Source organism: Pauljensenia sp. 20925_1_25 (assembly GCF_041433955.1).
In the GTDB taxonomy this organism is placed as follows: Bacteria; Actinomycetota; Actinomycetes; order Actinomycetales; family Actinomycetaceae; genus Pauljensenia.
In genome coordinates, this window is sequence record NZ_JAPWCL010000018.1 from 20736 (window position 1) to 44598 (window position 23863).

The window sequence follows — 23863 nt, forward strand, 5'->3', positions numbered from 1 at the left end:
TGCATGCGTGCGACGCGTGTGCGTCGAAGCCCCACCATTCGCTGGTCCATTCGGTCGGCGCCCCCGAGTAACGTGCGTCAGCGCGCTGCGACCACGCTCACGAGGCCGCGAGCCGTCGCCTCAATGCCGTCCGCGTCGTAGCCAAAGTCAGCGATCATCCGGGAACGTTCCCCGTGCTCGGGGAATCCCTGGGGGACGCCGAGGCAGCGCACGGGTATTCCAGATTCCGCGAGAGCGTCGCGCAGCGCCCAGCCGAAGCCGCCGTGCACGATGCCGTCCTCGACCGTGATCACGGCGTCGTAGTCGGCGGCCATGTCCACCAGACCGGACGAAATGGGGATGAGCCAGCGGGGGTCCACGACGGTGACGCTGATGCCGTCTGCGGCCAGTCGTTCCCCCGCCTCGATGGCGTCGGGCGCGCATGCTCCGGTTCCCACGATCAGTACTTTGGCGGGTGAGGACGGGCAGGCCTCGTCGAGGAGAACATCCACTCCCCCAACGCTGCACAGTGCAGGCATCGGCTCAGGCAGGGCACCCTTGCGGTAGCGCAGGACGGTGGGCGCATCGCTGACGTCGAGTGCTTCGCGCAGCTGGCCGCGCAGCGTGTCCTCGTCGCGGGGTGCGGCCAGACGCAGCCCCGGGATCAGCGAGCACATCGCGATATCCCAGACGCCGTTGTGGGACGCACCGTCCGCTCCCGTAATTCCCGCTCGATCAAGGACAAGCGTGACGCCCGCCTTGTGCAAAGCAACGTCCATGAGAAGCTGGTCGAAAGCGCGGTTCAGGAACGTCGCGTACAGGGCGACAACGGGATGCGCGCCCTCGTAGGCCATGCCTGCAGCGGAGGCGACCGCCTCAGCCTCCGCGATGCCCACGTCGATCACGCGACCCGGGTAGGCCTCGTGCATGGGACCCAGACCAACCGGCAGCATCATCGCGGCAGTAATCCCGACGATATCCGTGCGCGTCGCGGCCTGGGCGCAGATCTCGTCCGCGAAGACGCCGGTCCAGCCAAAGCGTTCAGGGGCGACGGGCAGGCCCGTCTCCGGGTGAATCGGGCCAACGGCATGGAAGCGATCAGCGATGTCTTTCTCGGCGGGCTTGTAACCGCGTCCCTTCTCCGTGATGACGTGAACGATAACGGGTTCTTCGAGCATCCGCGCACGACGCAAAGCTGTCTCCACGGCGGCGATATCGTGCCCGTTCACAGGACCGATGTATTTGAGGCCCAGATCCTCGAACATGACCTGCGGCAAGAGAGCATCCTTGAGTCCAGTCTTCAGGCCGTGCAATGCATCGTAGGCGGCGCGCCCCGGCGTCCCGTGGCTAAGAAGATGTTGCTTACCCCACGCAAGCGCCTTCTCGTAGCCGGCGGAGGTGCGCAGCGCGTCCAAGTGGTCAGCGAGGCCGCCGATAGTCGGAGCGTAGGAGCGACCGTTGTCATTGACGACGATGACAATGCGGCGGTGCTTCGAGGCCGCGATGTTGTTGAGGGCCTCCCACGCCAAGCCACCCGTGAGCGCGCCATCACCGATGACGCCGACCGTCCACGTGCGTTCCCCATGTCGGTGTTTCTCGCGTGAAATGCCATCCACCCACGCCAATGAGGCCGAGGCATGGGAGGACTCCAACACGTCGTGCTCGGATTCGGAGCGCGACGGGTAGCCCGACAATCCGCCCGGGCAGCGCAGCGCGGAGAAATCCTGGCGCCCCGTGAGCAGCTTATGCACGTAGGCCTGATGCCCCGTGTCGAAGACGATCGTGTCCTGGGGGGAGCGGAACACGCGATGCAAGCCAATCGTCAGCTCGACGACACCAAGGTTCGGGCCGAGGTGGCCGCCCGTGCGCGACACGTTGTCGATCAAGAAGGCGCGGATTTGCGCCGCCAACTGATCCAGCTGTTCCCGCTCGAGGCGACGCAGCTCCCGAGGGGTGGTACAGCGCGACAGCAAGTCACGCGTGCTTAGTGCTCCAGACATGGCTTCTAGTGTAGATGCCCAGCGTCTCACCTACAGATCAAATTATTCGCGCACGGGTCCCGATACACGCAGGCCCCTAGCGGGCGCATTAAGATAGGAGTATTGGCTCGCCATACCGCTCAAGGAGGCACTATGTCCGTTACCGTCGCACCCCACGGCGTCTGGAAGTCCCCGATCACGGGCAACTCGTTCACTGCTCGATCCGTCACTCTATCCCAGGTTCGCGTGGACGGGCCAGATACCTACTGGGTGGAGGGTCATCCGCTTGAAGGCGGTCGTGGCACGCTCCTGCGCCGTCGGAGCACCGGTGAGACGGGAGAGGTCTTGCCGCTGATCGACGGTGTGCGTCTGCCAGACATTGGCACCCGCGTCCATGAGTATGGCGGCAAGGCGTACGCGGTGCACCACGGCGTCATTGTTTTCTCGGATCGCACCGACGGACGCGTGTACGCCTTTGATACGGCGGAGCCGCGCCGCGGCATACGACCGCTGACGACCCTGTCTCAGGTCCGTTACGGCGACTTCTGGATTGCCGACGTGCGCGGCCTCGTCTACGCGGTGGCCGAGGATCACTCGGGCGAAGGCGAACCCGTCAACTCCATCGTGGCAATTCCGCTAGACGGTTCGGCGGCGCGCAATAACGACGCCATCATTCCCGTCTTCGGCGGGACCGACTTCGCGCAGGCTCCAACGGTGTCCCCGGATGGCACGAAGCTGGCATGGATCTCGTGGAACCACCCGAACATGCCGTGGACCTACTCGCAGCTGCACGTGGCGTCCCTGACTTTTGAGGGCACCATCGACCAGGAGGTCATCCTCGTCGATCAGCCGGGCGTGTGTGTCTACGAGCCGCGTTGGACGCTCGACGGCGAACTCATTCACGTGGATGATGCCTCCGGCTGGGCGAACCTGTACCGCACCCAGGGCTTCACATGGAAGGACGGCGAGGACCCGAACGCGTGGACGTCGCGTCTGCGTACCCGCGCCCTGCACCCAGGCAAGCGCGCGTTCTCACACCCGCACTGGCATCTCGGCCTGCACTCCTACGACAACTTCGATAACGACTACCTGGTGTGCTCGTGGGCCGAGGACCAGGTGTGGCACATCGGTACCGTGCGCATCGACAACGGCATGACCGAGGAATGGGCGACTGGCTGGTGGCCCATCGGTAACGTCGCTGCCGCTGACGGTCGCGTCGTCTTCCTGGCTGACTCCGCCACGCACACGCCGGCGATTATTGAGGTGTCGCGCGGCAAGACGAAGGTGCTGCGTCCTTCTTCTGAGGCCGAGGTTCCCACCGCCTTGGTCTCCACCGCTGAGATGATCACGTGGAAGACCTCGGACGGTGAGGAAGCGCACGGCTTCTACTATGCGCCCGTGAACCCCGACTTTGAGGCTCCCGAGGGCGAGCTGCCCCCGCTCATTGTCAACGTGCACGGTGGCCCGACCAGCGCGGTGCGCCCCGGCCTGCAGATACCTTTCCAGTACTGGACTAGCCGCGGTTTCGCTGTCCTGGACGTGAATTTCCGTGGGTCGACGTCCTTTGGTCGCCCCTACCGTGAGCGTCTCAACGGAAATTGGGGTGTCATGGACGTTCAGGATTGCATTGACGGCGCTCAGTACCTCATCGACCTGGGCCGCGTCGATCCCCGACGCATTGCTATCCGTGGACGTTCGTCCGGCGGCTTCACCGTGCTCAACGCGCTCGCCTCCTCCGATGTGTTCACCGCTGGCGCTTCCTTCTCAGGTATCGCGGACCTGGCGAAGTTGGCGGAGACCAGCCACAAGTTCGAGTCGCACTACGACGGTATTCTGCTTGGCACGTTCGACAGGTCGGATCCGGTGTGGACACAGCGCTCACCGATCAACCGCGTTGCGGAGATCACGGCCCCCCTGCTGCTCCTACAGGGCACTGCAGACCCGGTGGTGCCTGCCTCGCAGGCACAGGAAATGTACGAGGCTCTGCGCGCTAACGGCAGCGCTGTCGCCCTCAAGCTCTACGAGGGTGAGGGACACCGCTTCCGTTCGGCCGTCAACATTAAGGATGCGTTGCTGTCGGAGCTGGCCTTCTACCGGACCGTCTGGGGCATCGACACCGATAACCCCATTCACGTGGAGATCGCGAACCTGTGACACTCTCATCGAAGTCCCCGCAGTCTGACCACTCGGCTGCGGGGACGCGCGTTCGCGTCGGCCACACAGTCGCCGCCCATCGGTCCCTGCTCGGCGTGGCCGCCGCGCTCGTTGGCGCGGTTGTCGGCGCGGCAGCGGTTCTGTTTAACCTCGCGATTCGCGGGTGGACGTGGGTGTCGACCGGCTTCGACGAGTACACGACCCACATTGGGCAGTCGCACGGCGTCTGGGGCTGGGCACCGTGGCTGTTCCTGCTGCTGTCCCCCGCCATAGCGGGCTTCATCTACGGGCCACTTATCCAGCGCTACGCACCGTCCGCGAAGGGCCACGGTATCCCCGAGGTCATGCTCGCGGTGCGCCGCAAGGGTGGGCTCATCCCCGGGCGAGTCGCGGTCGTGAAGATCCTGGCCTCGGCCCTCACAATCGGCTCCGGTGGTTCGGCAGGCCGCGAGGGACCCATCGTCCAGGTGGGGGCATCGCTCGGCTCAACCATCGCCTCGTGGATGCGTATGCCTGTCTCCCGCGTCGTCCTTCTTGCCTCCTGCGGGTCGGCGGCGGGTATCGCGGCGACCTTTCATGCGCCCTTGGCGGGCGCGGTTTTCGCCCTCGAGGTCATCCTCGTCGAGTTCACGGCTGAGACCTTTGGCTTCGTCGTTCTCTCAGCCGTCACCTCCTCCATCGTGGCGCGCCTCCTGCAGGGTGACGAGATGGTCGTGCGCGTCGCCGACAACCTAGCCTTCGCGTCCATGTCGGACATGTGGTGGGTGGCTCTCCTCGGTCTCGTTGCGGGACTCTGCGGACTCGGTTTTTCGAAGATTCTCTATGCCTCCGAGGACGCCATTGACTGGGTGTGGGCGCACACGCGCCTGCCTGAGTGGGCGCGCCCGGGCGTCCTTGGCTTGCTCCTAGGCGCTGGCCTCGTGGCTTTCCCGTACATGTACGGGTCGGGCTATCCGCTGGAGGAGGAGGCGATCGCGGGCAACTACTCGATCGGCTTCCTGTTGGCGCTCATGGTGGGGCGTGCGCTGTACACGTCCTTCACTATCGGCATAGGCGGATCGGGCGGCGTGTTCGCCCCGACGCTGTTTATCGGCGCGATGGCTGGCGCTGCTTTTGGGGACGCGCTGTCGCCTGTGACGAATTCGCCGGTCGGCGTCTTCGCTGTGGTGGGCATGGGCGCGGCCTTCGCGGGTGCGGCCCGCGCACCGATGACGGCGGTGCTCATCATCGTGGAGATGACGGGGCAGTTCTCGTTGATTCTCCCCATGATGTTGGCGGTTGTCATTGCCACGGGAGCCTCGCGTTTCCTCACCCGCGCGACGATCTACACGGAGAAGCTGCGCCGCCGCGGCGACGTTCTTGACGATCCTGTTGAGGGCACGCTGCTGGGTACGCGCGAGGCCTCGCAGTGGATGATCGCAGCTCCGGAGGTCCTGGCCTGCACCCGTTCCGTTGCCTCCGCGCTGTCGGCGCTGCGCCGCACGAAGGAGACCGCTCTCCCGGTCGTCGATAATGAGGGGCGCTTCGCGGGCCTCGTGTCCTCGCTGCGCCTGGCCGAACTCACGCAGGAGGGCGGTTCGCTCGACGCTCCCGTCTCGGATCTGCCTCTCATCGACGAGGCCGTGGCGGCCTCCGCTCCCCCATCCGAGGTTCTCGGGGCGCTGAGGTCCACCGGCTTGCAGGCGTTGCCCGTTCTGGATGAGGATCGCCGCGTGGTCGGTTGGGTGTCCGAGCGCGACCTGGTGGATCGCATGTACCGCGATCAGCGCCGCGCTATTGCTGCCCGCACGCAGACCTCGTGGGGGTCGCGCATACAGGAGCGCAGGAGGACACGCTAGCGCCGATACCACGACGCCAGCAGACCGCGCAGCGTGACGTAGCTCGATCTGGCGGCACACAAAACCGCATGCAATTCCCACCACAGTAGCATCAGTTCATATCTGTTCGATGCGATTTGCAAGGGAATTGCATGCGGAATTGCATGGGTTCAAGCAGCCATACCGAGCTGTCCTGCCGTGAAAATGCTCTGATGAGGCTGAAGCAATCGATTGCGGATAAAATGGGCTTATTTGTCGCGGCTCAGAACCTTTAGGATGAGCGTCTCAGCGCGCGATGAGTAAAGATATCGCCTCAGCGAAGTCATCGCTCTATCGATGGAAAAGAGTAACTCAAGTCCTTCGTAAATTCGCAATGCTAGAGATGATTCAAGCAATTCTTTCCGACTGTCAACCACATCACGATCAACCGCCCAAAGATAAGGTTCCCACTCCTCAATCCATGAACGAACCCCATACTTTGTAAACAAAGAACGTTCGACGGTTTCAACAGTTCTTAACCGACGAAAGCCACGATAATAGAGATCCCATATATCTTCATCATAAACAGAAAACGCCCTTACGAAGCGATCCAGCTCATCAGCTGACAACCTTTGCACAAGATCACACAATTCCTGCAGATCAGCAATTTCTAAAAAGTTGTACCCACTTAGCTCTCTCTCAAAAATATAATCATTAAACTCTTCCACCCTCAGGAATCCAACACCATCAGAAGACTGTAAATTAGGAAACAATCGTCTAATCTGCAATTCCACAAGCGACGAACGAACACCAACAACATACTCAAAATTTAAACAAATATCATAGGCATTTCGCTCATACCAGAAGAGTAGCTTTTCATACAAGAGCACCACTTCTTTACGATAGATAATACCCTCTTTTTCAACCAATCTTCTTACATCGCGCTTATGACTATAAAAGTACAAATAGAATACAATTGAAAATATAGGAAGCAAAGCCAATACTGCAGGCACTTTTACCGAAACAACATTAAGTAACTGCCCCAAGGAAATAGACCCTTTTATCGGATCAATTATTTCACCACAGTATTGCAAGACAGGAAATTCACATGCTCCCAGTGCAAAATATGCCGACATAATGGACAGACAGACTGGAACAGAAAACAGCATCCGCGCAACCCTCGCCAATCCAGCGCGCACAGACCACGATGACAACCCCCGCCAAACACGATCATTACTAGCACGATCAAAATAGCGCCACCCTTGACAAAGCAGAAAGGTTAGTTGCCCAAGACAATAATCTAGACGAATTGCCACCAAAGCGCCATACACACTACCTTTTGAAATTGCTCGACGACCCCAACGACGGATGCGAAAAGAGCAGTTTACGTATACCAGCTTAATAAGCATTTCCCACACGAACAAAACACCGAGCAACCCAATACACCGCACAACAATTAGCAGGAACAAGCTCACCCCCGGCGAGTGTGCACTAGAATCACGAAATATTTCTAATCCTGGCACCCATAAATGCAGAGCTATCGAAAATAAAATGGGCATGATGAACTTACGGGCAATAATTTTCATCCGCATATGCATCATCTCCATCTAGAGCTTCCATCACCATTGATGGACTCACTATATCAAGATCGTGTCAACACAGATACGCACTCCACGTGGTGGGTGTGTGGGAAGAGGTCCCAGGCCTGCAGTGATTCGAGCTGGTACCCGGCCTCGGTGAGGGCCCGCAGGTCGCGCGCGCCCGCCGCCGGGTCGCACGAGACGAGCACAACGCGCGGGGTACCCGTGGCCGCGATGGCCTGGCAGACCTCGGCACCAGCACCGGCGCGCGGCGGATCAGCCACGACCACATCGGGCACGGCTCCCAGCTGGCCCGACAGGTCGACGACGCCCTCGCGATCCACATTCCCGGCGAAGGCATCCACCCAGTCGAACGCGGCAAGGTTCTCTCCGGCGTCACGCACGGCACCCTCCTCGCCCTCGAGCGTCGCAACACGACCGGTCTCGCCGACAGCGCGCGCGAGCGGCACAGAAAACAGGCCCGCGCCCGAGTACAGTTCCATGACCGCGCGACCGACCCCGGCCTCGTCGACGCCGAACGCCGCAGCCAGAACGGCGTTCGCGAGCACCTCGGCACCGCGCACGTGCGTCTGCCAGAAGCCGGAGGGACGCACGTAGTAGGACTCCTCCACGCCACCGACGGGCACGTTCCAACGCAACACATCGGCGTCAATACGCACGCCGTCGGCGGCGTAAGTATCCTCGCCGATCAGGACAACGGGATCGCCGCCGGAAGGGGCCACCGCGCGCACGCGGTCCCCCGGTTTCCACAGGCGTCGCCACGGCGTCCCTTCATCGAACAGGCCGAGTTCACGGATCGCCGGCACGGCCAGCGGCATGTCCTCGAGTGCGATCACGCGTCGGCCGCGGAACTCATGCATGCCGGCGCGGCCCGCCTCGTCGATGACGACGTCGATGCGCGAACGGCGACCGGTCAGCGGATCGATCGGGTCCTCGTCCCCGGGTGCGGGCACAACGTGCACTCCCCCGAGGGCATCCACGGCCTCTGCTAGGGCCTCGCCACCCACGTGGCGTACCTGCCCCGCGATCACGCGGGACTTCCAGGCGCGCTGGGCGACCGGAGTCAGGTGCGCGAGTTCACCACCGCCGACACCTCCGGGACCTGCCTGAGGCCAAACGGACTCCACGCGATCATCGGAGGCGGAGAGGACCTCGACGGCATCCGCCCATGCGAGCTTCTTCTGAACGGCGGTCACGCGCGCACGAACGATCTCGCCGGGTGCCGCGTGGCGTACGAAGACAACGCGTCCGTTCTCGTCGCGGGCGACGCACGCGCCGCCGTGCGCGGGTTCACCGACGGTCAGCTGGAGGATCTCACCGACCCCCTCGCGGGGCTGCGTGTGTGCGGGGCGACGACGCTGAGAAGAGCGGCGACGGGACGGACGGTGACTCATGAGGACTCCTCAGCGGTGTTTTGCGCATTAGCGGGCTGCTCAGCATGGGCATTCGACTCAGACGAGGTCGGTGCTCCCACGCGCAAGAACGGATCGTTGACGCGCTGACGCCCCTCCACGACGTCGTCCTCTCCGAGTTGCCAGGGCACGATCGTAATGACCACGCCGGGCACGTCCAGGAGAGCGGCCCGCAGGCGCAGACCGGACTGGTTGTGAACCAGGTTCTCCCACCAGTGGGTGACGAGGAACTGGGGCATGTAGATGACAAGCATCTCCGTGGGCATCGCGCGACGGCGACTGCGCACGTATTGCAGGATCACCGAAGCGATGTCGCGGTAGGGCGCGGACAGGAGAGTCAGCGGCACGGGCACTCCCGAGGCACGCCACTGACGCAGCATCCTGTTCTCTTCCTCGTCGTCGGCGACGACCGAGACGAGTTCAATGGACGTCGGTGAGGAAGCTCGGGCGGCCGCGATGGCGCGCATCGCGGGGCGAGACAGGGAGGAGACGAGGACGAGGGCGCGCACGCGGGTCGGAAGAGCACGGCGCGCGTGCCAGTCATCAACCCGCAACTGCTCACGGACAGTCTTATAGTGGCGATGAATCGAGATCTGACCACAGAACGCAACGGCGATCATCAGCAGGGTGATCCAAGCACCGTGCGTGAACTTGGTAGCCAGAACGATCAGGAGAACCGCGCCCGTCATCATGAAGCCGACGATGTTGACGGCGCGCGAGCGCAGCACACTCATGCGTTCCTGACCCGACTGGCGCGTGCGCAGCTGCCTGTTCCAGTGCTTAATCATGCCCAGCTGCGAGAGCGTGAAGGAGATGAAGACACCGACGACGTAGAGCTGGATGAGGCGTGTGGTCTGTGCCTGGAAGCCGACGATCAGCGCGATCGCCGCGACGGTGAGCACGACGATGCCATTGGAGTAGGACAGGCGGTCGCCGCGACGCACCATCTGGTGAGGCAGGAAGGAGTCGCGTGACAGGACCGAGGCCAGGGTTGGGAAGCCGTTAAACGCAGTGTTTCCAGCGAGCACCAGAATGAAGCCGGTGACGACGGTGATCAGAATGAACAGCACGGATCCGTGCCCGAACACCGCGGAAGCGATCTGTGAAATCGCGGGGTCAACAGGGGTCTTCTCAGGGACAGGGGCACCGTCGAGAGTCAGCTGCGCGGCCGGGTCTTCGACGATCTTGACGCCCGTGGCGCGAGCAAGCACGAGGATTGAGATCATCATGGAGGCCGCGATCATGCCCAGCATCGCCAAGGTTGTCGCGGCATTGCGGGATTTCGGGCGACGGAACATGGGCACGCCGTTCGAGATAGCTTCGACGCCGGTCAGGGCCGCACAGCCCGAGGAGAAGGCACGCATGAGCAAGAAGGCACCCGCCAGTCCGGCCAAGCCGTCGGCATGTCCGGGGGCCGCCACGAGATCGTAGGCAGCCGTGGGGGCAGTACCTAGATGGCCCGTCGCCATCTTCGCGAAGCCGACGACAACCATGAGACCGATAGAAAACATGTACACGTACGTGGGCACAGCAAAGGCGCTGCCCGCTTCACGGGTACCGCGCAGGTTGAGCGTCGCCAAAATGATGACGAGAGCAACCGCGATGGGGACCTCATGACCGAGCAACGATGGCACGGCTGTGGTGATGTAACTGGCACCCGAGGAAATCGAGACGGCGACCGTCAGGATGTAGTCGACCAGCAGAGCCGAGGCCACAAGTAGTCCCCAGGAACGCCCGAGGTTCGTGGTCACAACCTCATAATCGCCGCCACCCGACGGATAGGCGTGGACAGTCTGCCGGTAGGAAGCGACCACGACTGCCAGGACGAGGGCAACCACAACGCCCACCCACACGGATTGGACGGCTGCCATGCTTCCGGCGAGCGCCAGCGTTAAGAGAACTTCATCGGGTGCATAAGCAACCGACGACAGCGCGTCCGAAGCAAAAATCGGGAGGGCAATGCGTTTGGGGAGAAGCTGGTGACCCATCGCGTCCGATCGCATCGGGCGCCCGATGAGCACGCGCTTCGCGTAAGCCAACAAGTTCATCACGAATGTTAAGCGTAGTCCACCTGACCCGCGTCTGGGAAAGACACATGAGCACGCGTGGCCATCTGGCGTGCACCGGAGTAGTTTGGTTCTCGTGCACTTTGTGATCATGGGTTGCGGGCGCGTTGGTGCCCGCCTGGCATCAACGCTCGACGCAGTGGGTCATTCCGTGGCCATTATTGACCAGGATTCCAAGGCTTTCGCGCGCCTGTCCCCCGACTTTTCTGGCCGGAAAGTCACGGGCGTAGGCATGGACCGCGACTGCCTGCGTCAAGCGAACATCAAGGACGCGTACGCCTTTGCGGCGGTCTCTTCGGGTGATAACTCGAACATTATCGCCGCGCGCGTCGCACGTGAGGTTTTCCACGTTGAGCACGTGGTGGCCCGCATCTACGATCCCACGCGCGCCTATCTCTACGAGCGCCTGGGCATCCCCACGGTGGCCTCCGTGCAGCGCACCGCCGAATCCGTCCTTCGCCGCATGCTTCCCCCGGATGCCTCACTCATCTGGTCCCACCCAACCGGCGCGGTCGGCCTCGTCAACGTGACCCCCTCCCCCCACTGGTATGGCCTGAGCTTCGCAGTCGTCGAGGAACTCACAGGATGCCGGGTCATCTTCACATCGCGCCTGGGTTCGATCCGCACGGCCGAACCCAGCTTCGTTGTGCAAGAGCACGATCAACTGTATTTCGCGATCAACGGGACGGACACGACGCAGCTGCGTGACCAGCTGGCGAGTCCGCCCAAGACGGAGGAATGAGCATGAAAATCGTCATCGCGGGAGCGGGTTCGGTGGGCCGCAGCGTCGCCCTGGAGCTGCTGGCGCACGGCCACGACATCACACTCATCGACAACATGCCGGAGAAGCTGCGCATCGCGACCGTCGCGGACGCGGACTGGGTGCTTGCGGACGCTTGCTCGCCTGATGCTCTGCGTGACGCCGGCGTGGAGGAGGCGGACGTCGTTGTCGCAGCGACCGGCGACGACAAAGCGAATCTGGTGATTTCGCTGCTATCCAAGACAGAGTTCGCCGTCCCGCGTGTCGTCGCACGCCTGAACAATCCGAATAACGAGTGGCTTTTCGATCAGGCATGGGGTGTCGACGTATCGGTGTCGACGCCGCGTATCATGACCGCTCTGGTCGAGGAGGCTGTCTCCATCGGCATCCCGGTGCGTCTCTTTTCGTTCAATACCGCTGCTGTGTCCATGCACGCACTGATTCTTCCCGAGGATTCGCCCGTGGTCGGCAGGCGCGTGCACTCCCTGGAGTTGCCCCCGCGCTCCGTCCTGGCTGCGCTACTGCGCGATGGGCGTCCGCTCACTCCCAGCGCCGATGACGTATTCGAGGCCTCGGACGAGCTGTTGCTGCTGGTGCCGGATTCGGATGCGTCGGCTCTGGATCAGCTGCGCGAGGCCGTAGCGTCCCCGTCCTCGGAAGAGGAGACGGAGGACGAGGAGTAGTCGCGCAGGCCCCACCAGGTGGCCCAGGCACCGAGCGCGAAGAGCGGCAGACCCAAGGCGAGCTTGGCGATGCCGAGTGCCGCGACCGCGCCTGCGGCCCACAGGGGGGCTTGGACGGCGACGCGCAGGCCAAACAAACCCGCCCACATCCACGTGAGCAGGGCGCAACGGCGGCGGAGGGGACGCAGGGAGGGGTCACGCTGCCAGCCCGTGGACAGGCCGGTAAGCATTGCGTAGAAGAAGCCGACCAGGGAACGCCGCGCGAGGACTGACAGGGCGAAGGCCGCGGCCATGGCGAGGTTCGTGACGATCCCCCACGCAAAATAGTTTTCGCCACGCCCGGTCGCGGCGGCCAGAATAACGCCAACCGCGACGCCGAAAAACCCCGAGACGGCCTGTTGAGTGCTCTGACGCTGGATCAGTCGAATGATGCAGGCGATGACTGCGACGGCGGAGGCCGCGACGAGGGTTGGCACGAGGGCGTGGGTTGCGACGTAGACGATGACGAAGATCAGCCCGGGAGCGCTGGTCTCAATGACGCCGCGTGTGCCGCCCAGGGTCTGCGACCACGAGAATTCCTCGGAGGCAGCCTGGCTCATCCAGCGCGGCGCGGGCATCAGCCCTCCCCCGCGATGACATGGTACAGGGGATTGATGATGACCGTGCGCTCGCCAACACGACCGACGGTGCCCTCAACTTCGAGGCGCTGACCGACGCTCAGGCCCGGGATGGATGAGCGGCCCGGCCAGCGCAATTCGAGCGTGTCGGTTCCATCGTAGAGCGTGGCGACGAGAACACGCTGGGTACCCTCCTCCGGCGGGTAGGTCATACTCAGGAGGGTGCCGAACACCAGCGCGTGGCTGCGGTCGGTCACGTCGCGGATGGGTGTGACGCCGCGGGCGGCGCGCGCAGAATCTTCGTCGAGGGCGGCATCCAAGGAACGCGCGTCCTTATCCAGGCCGAGGGCCGCACCGACCCGAGAAATCCACGAGGCCATGTCAGTCCTCCTGGGCGCCTGCGGGCAGGTGAACGGGCAGCAGCTCCAGGCGCGTGCGCGGCTGCTCGTCGCGACGAATGACGATGCGGTCGATGACCTTTTCGATCTCGAGTCCGGACTCAGCGTTGGCGGCGGCGGGGCCGATGATGTCGATGCGCGCGAACCAGCGGTCGCCTTCGCGGCCCAGGATGCGCATGCGCGAGGTCGCGGAGCGGCCATCAGGCATCTTCATCGGCATATCAACGAGCAGCTCGGCACCGTAGCGCGTGCGGATGTCGGCAACCTTGGCACCCTGCTTCTCGAAGCCCGCACGGATTTCATCGCGCAGCTCATCCCAGACTCCGCCGGATCGCGGCGCGGCAGCGACGCTCATCTGGATGCCCGAGTTACCGAGTACTACGAGAATCTGCAGGACGGTGGTGCCGTCGTCGGCGACCTGGGTGCGCAGCTGCATACCCGGACGAGACGGGAGTAGAATGGCACCCATGTCGACGTAGCCTTCGGAGGTATCCACGTCCTTGTAGTTGCGAGGACCGGGCTGACTCCAGATTTCGGCGTCTTCGTCACTGAGGCGAGGCAGCGCCTCAACCTCGTCGAAGTCGTCGTTGTATGTCTTTTTCTTTCGTCCGAACATCCCTCTACCTTACATCGCGCACTCGGTGCACACAGGATTGCCGTTGGCATCCACGTGATCGAGCTGCGACGCATGGTGGACGAGGAAGCACTCCGAGCAGGTGAACTCATCATCCTGGCGCGGAACGACGTGAACGGTCAGCTCTTCCTTGGACAGGTCGGCACCGGGAAGCTCAAAGTTCTCGGCAGCCTCGTTCTCGTCTTCTTCGATCTCGGCTGAACCGGCATCGTTGCGACGGGACTTCAGCTCCTCAATCGAGTCCTCTGAGACCTCGTCTTCGTTCTTACGCGGTGCATCGTAATCGGTTGCCATGGTTCTCCCCTTTCACCCTCGTACAGTTTTATACGAGTGTCTATGCGCAGGGAGGATAACACTTGTGGAACGAATGTGCCATCGTATGTGTGACACGCGCGCCGTTACGCGACATTGTGCGCATAATTTGAGACGATTCCACCGTGACGTATGAGGAGGAAGCGATGATTGAGCTCGAATTGCTCGGGACCAGCTCCGACGGCGAGTCCCTGGTGCTCACCGACGCCCAGGGTGAACGCTATTCGATCTTGATCTCGGACGAGCTCCGCGGCGCTATCCGCCGTGACCGCCCCAAGGTGGATATCACGCCCTCGCGTCCTACTCTTGCTCCCCGCGACATTCAGGCTCTCTTGCGCGCAGGTGCGACCCCGGAGGAGATCGCATCCACACACGGCATGGACGTGAAGGCTGTTGAGCGTTTTGAGGCTCCCGTTCAGGCTGAGAAAGATTACGCGCTGTCTCGGGCCCAAGCGGTGCGCATCGGTGAGGGCGGCCCCACGATGGGCGACCTCGTGCTGGACCGTCTGGCGGCGCGTGGCGTCGAGCCGTCCTCCCTCGATTGGTCCGCGACGCGCGAGGCCGGGGAACCTTGGCAGATCATCGTCACCTTTGTGCAGGGAGCAGCCGAGCACGCGGCCCACTGGCATCTGTCAAACTCGGGCACGCTCGAGGCCATCGACCAGGAGGCCCAGTGGCTGACCGAACAGGTCTCTGCTTCCCCCTCCTCGTCGATTTTCTCTCCCATCCCCCGCCCCGCGCCGGCTCCTGATCCCGACGAAGAGGATCTACGCACCCGCGAGGCCCTGATCGATCAACTGAACGCTGCGCGCGGCAAACGCCAGAAGGTCGACGTAGATCTGGGCGACGAGGAGGATGAAGAAGCAGAATACCTGGCCGCTATCGCGGGTGAGGATGCGGAGAACTCCGCCGAGCCTGAGCCGTCGAGCGGCCCGATCTCCGCACGTATCTACTCGTTGGCTTCCGCGCGCACCAAGATTGAGCAGGACGCGGGTACGCCCGCTTCCGGTGCCATCCCCCTGCCCACGCGCCGTCAGGTCACCGGTGCCATCCCCGTCGGTATCCGCTCGACGCGTGACGGCGCCCAGACCTCGTCCCACGCGCTGCCGTGGCTCTCTGACTCCGCTTCTCCTTCCGAAGGGACCGAGGCCTCGGCGAATTCAGAGGAGCAGCGCACTCCCGCGCTACCCATGAAGGCCGTGACCGCTGGCGGCGAGTCCTCCGGCGCGGACAATGCTCCCACGACGACGGGGGCTGTGTCTGCTCTGACGGGAGGCGCGCTGACCGCAACCGGATCGATACCTGCGCAGGGTCTCTCAGGGAACCGCCTGACACGTAGCGTGTCCTCTAAGAAGGGGCGGCGGTCGGTGCCCAGTTGGGACGAAATCGTCTTTGGCTCGAAGCCGTAAACAGGTCGGCCCCCTGACAACAGGGGGCCGACATTATTAGGAGAGCGTCACGACGGGGATACGCATCTCAGTCGGCGTCACCGAGCCATGAATGCCTGGCATCGCGATGGCCGCCGCGCTCTGTGTCCGCGAATCGACCACTCCCCCGCGCCCGCGCGCAAGAACCAGCAGGTCGCCGATAACCGATGCGCCGCTGCCCTCGCCGATGAGCGCGGGCATCTGGGCGCGCGACAGCACCCAGGCGCTCTCCCCCAGCGTCTCACGCCAGCGTTCCTCAACCTCGTCGGCGCGTCCCTCCTCGGCGTGCACATGGGCCGCTCGCGTCTCGCCCGCGACGATTCGCACACCCTCACGCAGGACGGGCGTGGAGGCCACGTCGATAATGCGGTCGGGTTCCACGTTGATCATGCCGTGATCGGCCGTCAGAACGACGCGTACGCCGCTCGGCAGGCCCCGCATGAGCATTGCCAGGCCCGCATCAAATTGCTCGACCTGTCCGATCCACGCATCGGAGGCCACGCCGTGAGCATGACCCGAATGGTCGATCTCGGACCAGTACAGGTAGACGACAGGCGTGCCCGCGCGCAGCTCGCGCAGGGCCGCGCTCACGCGCTGCTCAAGGGTATCGGCGGGCACGTGGCGCGCACCGCGCAGTGCTGCGCCCGTCAGGCCGGACCCGGCGAAGCGCGCGGGCGACACGACCGCTGAGGACACGCCCTCCTCGGCAAGACGCTCAAAATAGGTGGGGACCGGCTGCCACTGCGTGGGCGCAGGTCCGCCCTCCATAGCGAGCAGATTCATGACGCCACCCCCGTAGGCGACGGAGAAGCCCACCATGTTGGTCGCTCCCGGGCGCGCACCCGTGCCAAACGCGGTGATCGCAGCCGACGTCGTCGATGGCACAATCGTGTGGATCGAGCGGATGTCGGCCCGCATGCGACGAAGCGTCGGCGTGTGCCCCAAGTGCTCTTGCATGAGTTCATAGCCAAAGCCATCGACGAGGATGAGGAGCACTTGGTCAGCCCCGGCCTCGATCCCGAGCGCGCTGGCGGCCTCGGACGACGCGCCGGGCAGAGCCGGGTCGATGGCGGCGAGCGCGCCGGGGATGATGTCCGTGATCGACGGATCGGTGGTGCCCGGCAGGTCAGCGCCGGGCATGTCCAGTGTCATGACGCGTTCACTCACTGCGGGTCCCCATCAGCCCAGCCAGGCAGTCAACGAACTCGACGGCCTCGTCCAAGGCATCCTGCCCGTCGGCAGCCGCCGACACGCGGAAGGTCATGTCATCCGGATACGAAGTACCCGTGTAGCCGTGGTCGGCCATGCAATTCGGGTCGTCGCAGCGGGCGGGTTCGACGTCAAGACGGCGCGCCCCCTTCAAGTCCAACGCGATGGTCATCTCGGACAGGCCGACGGCGTTCTCGGGGTCAGTGAAAACCTCCATCGTGGAATATCCGGCGATGTCAGCCACGCGGTGCACGGCCGTCGCGATGGTCGCCGATCCGCCGTCCATCTCGTCGACGTGCAGCTGGACGATCGCCCGCTCGGTCAAAGAAGCGACGGTGAGGTGACGGAACACGGAACCCCGGTCGAAGCCCGTGTCCACCTGACACAGCGTCGCGAGAGGTTCTCCTGCTCCCAGCGCTCGGCGTAGCGCACGCTCCACTGCGCGCGGGTAAAAGCCGCTTCGTTCTATGCGGGTCCAAGTATTCATCCCACAATTGTGCCCCTAACCTGCGTCCCAGTCGAAATGAGAGCGTTCCCGCGTCATAATTGCGCCTATGGCAAAAAAGGACCAGGTCGTCGACATTCCCGAAAAAGACGAAAATATCTCCGAGATCGACGTGTCCGATGAGATGCGTGGGTCCTTCCTGGAGTACGCGGTCTCCGTCATCTACGCCCGAGCGCTGCCCGACGCGCGCGACGGCCTCAAGCCCGTGCAGCGCCGCATCATGTTCCAGATGGATCAAATGGGGCTGCGTCCCGACAAAGGGCACGTGAAGTCTCAGCGCGTCGTCGGCGAGGTCATGGGTAAGCTGCACCCGCACGGCGATTCCGCGATTTACGAGGCCTTGGTGCGTCTGGCTCAGCCGTTCAATTTGCGGGTTCCCCTGGTAGATGGACACGGTAACTTCGGGTCGCTGGATGACGGTCCGGCCGCAGCGCGTTACACCGAGGCGCGCATGGCACCCGCCGCGCTGGACCTGGTGACGGGCCTGGACGAGGACACGGTCGATTTCGTCCCCAACTACGACAACCAGTTCATGCAGCCCGACGTCCTGCCGGCCGCATTCCCGCAGCTCCTGGTCAACGGCGCCTCGGGCATCGCCGTGGGTATGGCGACGAATATCGCCCCGCACAATCTTTCCGAGACGATCGCGGGCGCTATCCACCTGTTGGATAACCCGTCGGCGTCCGTCACCGACCTCATGCGCTACATTCCCGGCCCCGACCTGCCTGAGGGCGGCGTCATCGTCGGACTCGAAGGTATCAAAGAAGCCTACGAGACGGGCCGCGGCACGTTCAAGACACGCGCGAAGGTCCAGATCGAGCGTGTGACGGCCCGCAAGATGGGCATCGTCGTCACCCAGCTGCCCTACATGGTGGGACCCGAGAAGGTCATCGAAAAGATCAAGGAAAACGCGAACGCGGGCCGTCTCAAGGGCATTTCGTCGGTCCAGAACTTCACTGACCGCGTCCACGGCCTGCGCCTGGTCATCGAGGTGAAGAACGGCTTCGTTCCCGAGGCCGTGCTCCAGCAGCTCTACCAGCGCACGCCGCTGGAGGATTCCTTCTCGATCAACGCGGTGGCGCTCGTGGATGGCCAGCCGCGCACGCTGGGCCTCAAAGAGATGCTGCAGGTCTTCCTGGATCATCGCCTGGACGTCACCACGCGCCGCAGTCGCTTCCGCCTGACAAAGTGTGAGGATCGCCTGCACCTGGTCGAGGGCTTGCTCATCGCGATCCTAGACATCGATGACGTCATCGCGATCATTCGGTCTTCCGATGACGCGGAGAGCGCGCGTGAGCGCCTCATGACGGCCTTTGACCTGTCCGAGGCCCAGGCGAACTACATTCTGGAACTGCGCCTGCGTCGCCTCACGAAGTTCTCCCGCATCGAGCTGGAGACTGAGCGCGACGAGCTGATGGCGACAATCGCTTCCCTGCGCGAGATCCTGGAGAATCCGAAGCTGTTGCGCAAGCTTGTGAAGAAGGAGCTGCGCGAGGTCTCGAAGCGTCTGGGCACGCCGCGTCGCACGCTGCTCATGGCCTCGACGGGCACGCCAGTGGGGGCTGCGGTGGCTGCGGAGGATGCCGCCCTGGCAGCCTTGCCGTCGGTGTCGCGTTCGGGTGAGGGCCTGGAGCTGCAGATCCCGGACGACCCGTGCGTGGTCGTTTTGTCCTCCTCGGGCGCGCTTGCTCGCATTGAGGGCGGAGAGCCGCTCGAGCCGGGTTCGCGCGCGGCCTCCGACGGCTGGCGGGTGCAGCTGGCTTCGACGGTGCGCTCGCAGGTGGCCGTGGTGACCCAGGATGGCATCGCGCACCGCATCGAGGTCGTGGACCTGCCGGCGCTCCCCCGCTTCGAGACGGGTCTGTCGTTGGCCGGGGCTATGTCTTCCTCGATGCTCCTGCACACGGATGTGCCAGCCGTGGGTCTCCTGAACCCTGAAGGCGAGGCCATCGTCGCGATGGGCACGGCCCACGGCACGGTCAAGCGGCTGCGCCCGGACGTGCTCCAGCGCGACGAGTGGGAGGTCATCACCCTGGAGGACGGCGACCGCCTCGTGGGCTTCGATCAGTGCACTGACGACGCTGACCTGGTGTTTATCTCTTCGGATGCGCAGCTGCTGCGCACGCCCGCGGCGAAAGTTCGCCCGCAGGGTCGCACGGCCGGTGGCATGGCGGGCATGAAGCTCAACCCCGGTGCCGTGGCCCTGGGCTTCTGGGTGATCGAGGCTCCCATCGATGCTGTGGTGGTGACGGTGGCTGCTGCGCTGGGCGCGCTGCCGGGCACGGGCCAGACAACGGTGAAGGTCACGCCTTTCGAGTGTTACCCGTCGAAGGGCCGCGGCGGACAGGGCGTGCGCTGTCAGCGTTTCCTGCGCGGCGAGGATCGCCTCGACATCGCGTGGGTCGGCACGAGGCCTGGGTGGGCTGCTGCCTCCGACGGCACCCCCGTGGAGCTGCCCGCCGAGGACGAGCGCCGAGACGGCTCGGGCGTGCCGATCACCTTCGCGATTGCGGCGATTGGCTGACGCTCTCCTGTTGTTACGACGGTGGGGTGGCCGGGAAAAATCCCGGCCACCCCACCGCTTTGTCAGGGTCACGCTGATATGGGTGTGGGCCCGGCCAATCGGCCGGGCCCACACCCATCAGTCGAGGATTGCTCCCCTGTCAGCCTCGCAGCGTCTTGTCTGCTGCCAGGATCTCGTTGACCTCCTCGCGCGTGGGCGAGTAAGCGCCCTGGTAGAGGATCGTGATACCCGAGGTGATGATGCCGCGGTGAATGGCGGGCAGGATCTGGTCCCACGACGCCTCGCGCAGGCGCTGCTTCGCCTCAGCCGAACCCAAAAGGTCCGCGTCGACCAGGCCGGAGATCAGGCCTGCCATAAGCGAGTCGCCCGCGCCCACCGTGTCCACGAGCTCGACATCGAGAGGATCGACGACCAGCATATCGCGCTCGGCGGCAGTCAAAATGTAGACGCCCCACGGGCCGCGCGTGCACAGGATCAGGGAGGGACCGGACTGCAACCACTCGCGCAGGACGTCCTCGATGGGACGATCCGGGTACAGCCACTTCAGGTCCTCGTCGGACGCCTTCACGACGTCAGCGAGGGCGACGATCGCCTCGACGTGCGGGCGGGCCTCATCCGGCGTCCCCAGCAGAGCGGGACGGATGTTCGGATCGTAGGAGACGGTGCCACGGATAGCCTGGCGCTTAACGGCAGCCAGGACCTTGTCGGCACCGGGTTCGACGACGACCACGTAGGAGCCAGTATGCACGTGTCCAACGCTTTCGGGATCCTCAACGGCGGGCACGTCCCACGAGAGATCAAACTCGTAGGTGGCATGGCCCTTCTCGTCGACTGCCGCATGGGCAACCGTGGTGAATTCGGCTCCGTCAGAGCCGGGAGTGAGGGTCACTCCCGCGGCCTCGGCGTGCTCGCGGACCTTGTCGCCGCGTGCATCGCGCGCGAACCAGGTCGCCAGCTCGGATTCGTGACCCAGCCGGGTCAGACCGGCTGCGACGTTGAGCATCGATCCCCCGACGACCTCGACGGGTTCACTGTTTGGGCGGGTGATCTCATCGATGAGAGCTTCCCCGATGTTCACGATTCTAGTCATTCGTCAACCCCAGCTTCTCTTCCATTTCTTCGAGCGGGATGCCCTTGGTTTCGGGCATAACCTTCAGGACCCAGAATAGCTGACCGACCATCGCGAGGAAGAAGATTCCAAAAGCGTAGCCACCACCGAGCTTATCGGTGAGCACAGGGAAGGCATAGGTGGTAATGAAGGCGAACACCCAGTGCGTGAGCGAACCCAGCGACTGGCCGCGCGCACGTACGCGGTTGGGGAAGATCTCCGAGATGAACACCCAGATGACCGAACCCTGACCGAAGGCGTGGGAGGCGATGAAGCCGAGGAGACCCAGGAGGATGAGCCACACGGGGGCAGCGCTGCCCTCCTCAAACCAGCCGCCCTCGTAGGCGAACATCATGCCAGCGAGGAAGCCCAGGGAGACCAGGTAGCCGATCGAGCCGACGATCATGAGCTGGCGGCGACCGATCTTGTCGATGACGGTCAGGGCAGCCATGGTCGCGATGAGGTTCATGAGGCCGACGATGACGGAGCCAATGTAGGGGAAGGCATCGCCCAGGACGGCGGCACCGCCTGCGAGCTTCATGACCTTCGGCGCGTAGTAGAGGATCGCGTTGATACCGGAGAGCTGGTTGAACATCGCGATGCAGAACGCCATGAGAATGACCTTGCGGTAGCGGCGCGTAAAGAAGGCGACCTTACCACCCGCGGCATCTTCGGCGATCTGCGCCTTGATCTCGTCGATCTGCTCGTGGCTCTCTGCCTGCGTGGCGGTGAGGCGCTCGGAGATCTTAACGGCGCGTTCCTCCTGTCCATGAGCCAGGAGCCAGCGCGGAGTCTCGGGCACAGTAGCCAGGAAGACAAGGAAGAAGACGGCGGGGACGGCCATGACGCCGAGCATCCAGCGCCACGCGGTCTCCTCGTGGGCGATCTCGCGGATCACCGCGTTGGAGGCGTAGGCCAGGAGGATACCGAAGACGATGTTGAACTGAACCAGGCCGACCAGGCGACCACGCACGCGAGCGGGCGCAATCTCAGCGGTGTAGATGGGCGCGACCACGGAAGACAGGCCCACGCCAACGCCGCCGAGGAAGCGGAACACCATGAAGAAGGTGATCGGGAAGGAGGACGAGGCCGACACAGTTCCATCCGCACCTGTGACCAGTGCGGGCAGAGGGGCCAGCGCGGTCGCCAGAGCACCAACGCCGAAGAGGACACCGATCCAGAACAGGATTGGCTTACGACCGAAGCGGTCGGCGAGGTTACCGGCGACGATGGCACCGCAGATCGTACCGATGGTTGCGATGGCGACGATCATGCCCTCACCCAAGGAGGACAGAGCGTACAGCTCGGTAAGTTTTTCTTCCGCACCGGAAATGACCGCCGTGTCAAAGCCGAAGAGCAGGCCGCCGAGAGAGGCAACGATGGCGCTTCGAATGACCAGAGGCGGAATGGATGTGTTTTGTGCTGACGACTTCGTAGTCATGCTGGCTCCGCACTGTGGAGATGGGGCGCGCGTGGCACCGAGGACGCTCACGGTCCTCCGCTGCGAGCCTAAAAAATTAATTGGTCAGACAATTAGGACTAAGGGAGCGATTCCCGCGAAAGTGCTCACAGAAACTCACTCCTCACAAGAAGCTTGCAAACGTGAAACACAACACACAATCGTCCTAGTTTGACACTGTTCCAGAATATGGGACGATTGTCACACTTCGATCGCATACAGCCGGGTCTGCCCGACCGTGCGAAAGCCCAGAGAGTCATAGACCGCCAGCGCGCCCGTGTGGTTGGCAGAACCGACGCCGGTGCCCGAGCGATCCATGCCGTCGCGCTTCTGCGCCCACATCGAGGCCAGGATCAGCGCATCCGCAACGTGAGTCTCGCGCCACGCCGACAACACGCCCAACTGGTCGATGTAGCCCTCGCGCCACCCCAGCGCCGCCCAGTCCTGCTCGTAGCGCGAGGCCAGCAGGAACCCCGCGACGCGCGGACGATCACCCGTGCGATCCACGGCAACAAAAGACCATTCGGGTGCAAAAGCGGTGCGCCCCTGCATCCACTGCTCCTGCGTGAGCGGGGGGCGCCCCCACTCCGACTCATTCAAACGGTTCGCAGCGCGCAAGGCCGGTTCTTCCCACTGGGGATCCCAGGCCTCGATACTCATGTACGACCCGAGGTCCGGCATCGGAGCCAGGTCCTCCAGCGTCGCGCGCAACTCGTAGTAGGTGCGCGCCCAGCGGAAACCATGCACCTTCAGCTGCGCCTCAAGATCATCCTGCCCCGCCTCGACGTGGCAGGTAATCTGGGCAGGACCGTCGCCCTCAACACCGGCGAGCATCTGGCGCGCCGTCCCCTCCTGCCAATCGACAATCGCATTACCGAGGCCGATACGCCGAAAGTCTGGATCCACTCCCCCGACGCACACACACTCCACGCGCCCAGGGAATCGCAGGACTACCTGCGCGAAGGCAACGAGGCGACCCGCGGCGATACCCCTGCGCGCAACCCCGACGAGGCCTCGCCAATGAGAGGCCGACGAGAGCATCTCCTTTACCTCGTCCGAGCTGGTGCGATACGGCGGATTATCACGAGCCTCCATGCGCGCAAAAAGCGCCGACAAGCCGACATGATGAGAAGCCGTCAGCGGCTCCCACTCGATGCCGTGATGCTCGCCCGGGAAGGGAACGAACTCAGGGGCACCGGCTCTCTGCGCGAGAGGAATGCTCATGCTCGACTCCTAGCGG

Annotated in this window: 19 protein-coding genes; 6 read left to right on the top strand and 13 right to left on the bottom strand. The window is 63.7% G+C overall.

Annotated features, from left to right (window positions below; translation table 11 throughout):
* Positions 1-77: 77 nt before the first annotated feature.
* On the bottom strand, positions 78-1979 hold the full coding sequence (gene dxs, locus O3932_RS08285) for a 1-deoxy-D-xylulose-5-phosphate synthase (protein ID WP_299241162.1): 1902 nt from the start codon (positions 1977-1979) through the stop codon (positions 78-80).
* Between the two features lie 132 nt (positions 1980-2111).
* Here dxs and O3932_RS08290 point away from each other — a divergent pair, with 132 nt between their 5' ends.
* Entirely contained in the window at positions 2112-4112 is a 2001-nt protein-coding gene (locus O3932_RS08290; protein ID WP_371537622.1) for an alpha/beta hydrolase family protein, read from the top strand.
* A complete protein-coding gene (locus O3932_RS08295; RefSeq protein WP_371537624.1) occupies positions 4109-5950 on the top strand; it encodes a chloride channel protein in 1842 nt (613 codons plus the stop codon). Before O3932_RS08290 ends, O3932_RS08295 begins: the two co-directional genes overlap by 4 nt.
* Positions 5951-6177: 227 nt before the next feature.
* Here O3932_RS08295 and O3932_RS08300 read toward each other — a convergent pair whose 3' ends face one another.
* From O3932_RS08300 to O3932_RS08310, 3 genes are read right to left on the bottom strand one after another with little or no spacing between them, the layout of a single operon-like run.
* Entirely contained in the window at positions 6178-7494 is a 1317-nt protein-coding gene (locus tag O3932_RS08300) for a hypothetical protein (protein ID WP_371537627.1), read from the bottom strand.
* Between the two features lie 56 nt (positions 7495-7550).
* The gene (locus O3932_RS08305; RefSeq protein ID WP_371537629.1) at positions 7551-8903 is read right to left on the bottom strand and encodes a class I SAM-dependent RNA methyltransferase; all 1353 of its coding nucleotides are present in this window, start codon (positions 8901-8903) and stop codon (positions 7551-7553) included.
* Positions 8900-10969 (bottom strand): APC family permease, encoded by a 2070-nt coding sequence (locus O3932_RS08310; RefSeq protein ID WP_315293670.1) that lies wholly within the window; start codon positions 10967-10969, stop codon positions 8900-8902. Before O3932_RS08310 ends, O3932_RS08305 begins: the two co-directional genes overlap by 4 nt.
* Before the next feature lie 109 nt (positions 10970-11078).
* Between O3932_RS08310 and O3932_RS08315 the strand changes: the two genes are divergently transcribed.
* On the top strand, positions 11079-11729 hold the full coding sequence (locus tag O3932_RS08315; protein ID WP_371537664.1) for a TrkA family potassium uptake protein: 651 nt from the start codon (positions 11079-11081) through the stop codon (positions 11727-11729).
* A 2-nt stretch (positions 11730-11731) separates the two neighbouring features.
* Complete coding sequence (locus O3932_RS08320; RefSeq protein ID WP_034505466.1) at positions 11732-12430, top strand: TrkA family potassium uptake protein; 699 nt, start codon at positions 11732-11734, stop codon at positions 12428-12430.
* On the opposite strand, the gene O3932_RS08325 is transcribed toward O3932_RS08320, so the two are convergent.
* Genes O3932_RS08325 through O3932_RS08340 form a run of 4 tightly spaced genes read right to left on the bottom strand, consistent with a single transcriptional unit; the run spans position 12370 to position 14373 of the window.
* Positions 12370-13047 (bottom strand): DUF3159 domain-containing protein, encoded by a 678-nt coding sequence (locus O3932_RS08325; protein ID WP_371537632.1) that lies wholly within the window; start codon positions 13045-13047, stop codon positions 12370-12372. The genes O3932_RS08320 and O3932_RS08325 overlap by 61 nt on opposite strands.
* Complete coding sequence (locus O3932_RS08330; protein WP_296504159.1) at positions 13047-13427, bottom strand: DNA-binding protein; 381 nt, start codon at positions 13425-13427, stop codon at positions 13047-13049. The genes O3932_RS08325 and O3932_RS08330 overlap by 1 nt, the downstream gene beginning before the upstream one ends.
* A 1-nt stretch (position 13428) precedes the next feature.
* Positions 13429-14061 (bottom strand): DUF3710 domain-containing protein, encoded by a 633-nt coding sequence (locus O3932_RS08335; protein ID WP_009648872.1) that lies wholly within the window; start codon positions 14059-14061, stop codon positions 13429-13431.
* A gap of 9 nt (positions 14062-14070) precedes the next feature.
* A complete protein-coding gene (locus tag O3932_RS08340) occupies positions 14071-14373 on the bottom strand; it encodes a DUF4193 domain-containing protein (protein ID WP_009648860.1) in 303 nt (100 codons plus the stop codon).
* A 164-nt stretch (positions 14374-14537) separates the two neighbouring features.
* Between O3932_RS08340 and sepH the strand changes: the two genes are divergently transcribed.
* On the top strand, positions 14538-15800 hold the full coding sequence (sepH, locus tag O3932_RS08345) for a septation protein SepH (protein ID WP_371537636.1): 1263 nt from the start codon (positions 14538-14540) through the stop codon (positions 15798-15800).
* Between the two features lie 36 nt (positions 15801-15836).
* Here sepH and O3932_RS08350 read toward each other — a convergent pair whose 3' ends face one another.
* Entirely contained in the window at positions 15837-16985 is a 1149-nt protein-coding gene (locus O3932_RS08350; protein WP_371537638.1) for an alkaline phosphatase family protein, read from the bottom strand.
* Positions 16978-17514 (bottom strand): DUF5998 family protein, encoded by a 537-nt coding sequence (locus O3932_RS08355; protein WP_314736404.1) that lies wholly within the window; start codon positions 17512-17514, stop codon positions 16978-16980. The genes O3932_RS08350 and O3932_RS08355 overlap by 8 nt, the downstream gene beginning before the upstream one ends.
* Before the next feature lie 67 nt (positions 17515-17581).
* Here O3932_RS08355 and O3932_RS08360 point away from each other — a divergent pair, with 67 nt between their 5' ends.
* A complete protein-coding gene (locus O3932_RS08360) occupies positions 17582-20056 on the top strand; it encodes a DNA topoisomerase (ATP-hydrolyzing) subunit A (RefSeq protein WP_371537641.1) in 2475 nt (824 codons plus the stop codon).
* 139 nt (positions 20057-20195) lie between these two features.
* On the opposite strand, the gene O3932_RS08365 is transcribed toward O3932_RS08360, so the two are convergent.
* From O3932_RS08365 to O3932_RS08375, 3 genes are all read right to left on the bottom strand, one after another.
* Positions 20196-21146, bottom strand: coding sequence for a PfkB family carbohydrate kinase (locus O3932_RS08365; protein WP_034505452.1), 951 nt, complete (start codon positions 21144-21146; stop codon positions 20196-20198).
* The gene (locus O3932_RS08370) at positions 21139-22605 is read right to left on the bottom strand and encodes a sugar porter family MFS transporter (protein WP_009648874.1); all 1467 of its coding nucleotides are present in this window, start codon (positions 22603-22605) and stop codon (positions 21139-21141) included. Before O3932_RS08370 ends, O3932_RS08365 begins: the two co-directional genes overlap by 8 nt.
* A gap of 219 nt (positions 22606-22824) precedes the next feature.
* A complete protein-coding gene (locus tag O3932_RS08375; protein WP_296504147.1) occupies positions 22825-23847 on the bottom strand; it encodes a GNAT family N-acetyltransferase in 1023 nt (340 codons plus the stop codon).
* Positions 23848-23863: the final 16 nt, after the last annotated feature.

Excerpts from the sequence above, each read along its gene's own strand:
- O3932_RS08305 (WP_371537629.1), bottom strand. The coding sequence starts at position 8,903 with ATGAGTCACCGTCCGTCCCGTCGCCGCTCTTCTCAGCGTCGTCGCCCC.
- O3932_RS08360 (WP_371537641.1), top strand. The coding sequence starts at position 17,582 with ATGGCAAAAAAGGACCAGGTCGTCGACATTCCCGAAAAAGACGAAAAT.
- O3932_RS08330 (WP_296504159.1), bottom strand. The coding sequence starts at position 13,427 with ATGGCCTCGTGGATTTCTCGGGTCGGTGCGGCCCTCGGCCTGGATAAG.
- O3932_RS08310 (WP_315293670.1), bottom strand. The coding sequence starts at position 10,969 with ATGAACTTGTTGGCTTACGCGAAGCGCGTGCTCATCGGGCGCCCGATG.
- O3932_RS08300 (WP_371537627.1), bottom strand. The coding sequence starts at position 7,494 with ATGAAAATTATTGCCCGTAAGTTCATCATGCCCATTTTATTTTCGATA.
- O3932_RS08340 (WP_009648860.1), bottom strand. The coding sequence starts at position 14,373 with ATGGCAACCGATTACGATGCACCGCGTAAGAACGAAGACGAGGTCTCA.
- O3932_RS08335 (WP_009648872.1), bottom strand. The coding sequence starts at position 14,061 with ATGTTCGGACGAAAGAAAAAGACATACAACGACGACTTCGACGAGGTT.
- O3932_RS08370 (WP_009648874.1), bottom strand. The coding sequence starts at position 22,605 with ATGACTACGAAGTCGTCAGCACAAAACACATCCATTCCGCCTCTGGTC.
- O3932_RS08355 (WP_314736404.1), bottom strand. The coding sequence starts at position 17,514 with ATGAATACTTGGACCCGCATAGAACGAAGCGGCTTTTACCCGCGCGCA.
- sepH (WP_371537636.1), top strand. The coding sequence starts at position 14,538 with ATGATTGAGCTCGAATTGCTCGGGACCAGCTCCGACGGCGAGTCCCTG.
- O3932_RS08325 (WP_371537632.1), bottom strand. The coding sequence starts at position 13,047 with ATGCCCGCGCCGCGCTGGATGAGCCAGGCTGCCTCCGAGGAATTCTCG.
- O3932_RS08365 (WP_034505452.1), bottom strand. The coding sequence starts at position 21,146 with ATGACTAGAATCGTGAACATCGGGGAAGCTCTCATCGATGAGATCACC.
- O3932_RS08290 (WP_371537622.1), top strand. The coding sequence starts at position 2,112 with ATGTCCGTTACCGTCGCACCCCACGGCGTCTGGAAGTCCCCGATCACG.
- O3932_RS08320 (WP_034505466.1), top strand. The coding sequence starts at position 11,732 with ATGAAAATCGTCATCGCGGGAGCGGGTTCGGTGGGCCGCAGCGTCGCC.
- dxs (WP_299241162.1), bottom strand. The coding sequence starts at position 1,979 with ATGTCTGGAGCACTAAGCACGCGTGACTTGCTGTCGCGCTGTACCACC.
- O3932_RS08375 (WP_296504147.1), bottom strand. The coding sequence starts at position 23,847 with ATGAGCATTCCTCTCGCGCAGAGAGCCGGTGCCCCTGAGTTCGTTCCC.
- O3932_RS08315 (WP_371537664.1), top strand. The coding sequence starts at position 11,079 with ATGGGTTGCGGGCGCGTTGGTGCCCGCCTGGCATCAACGCTCGACGCA.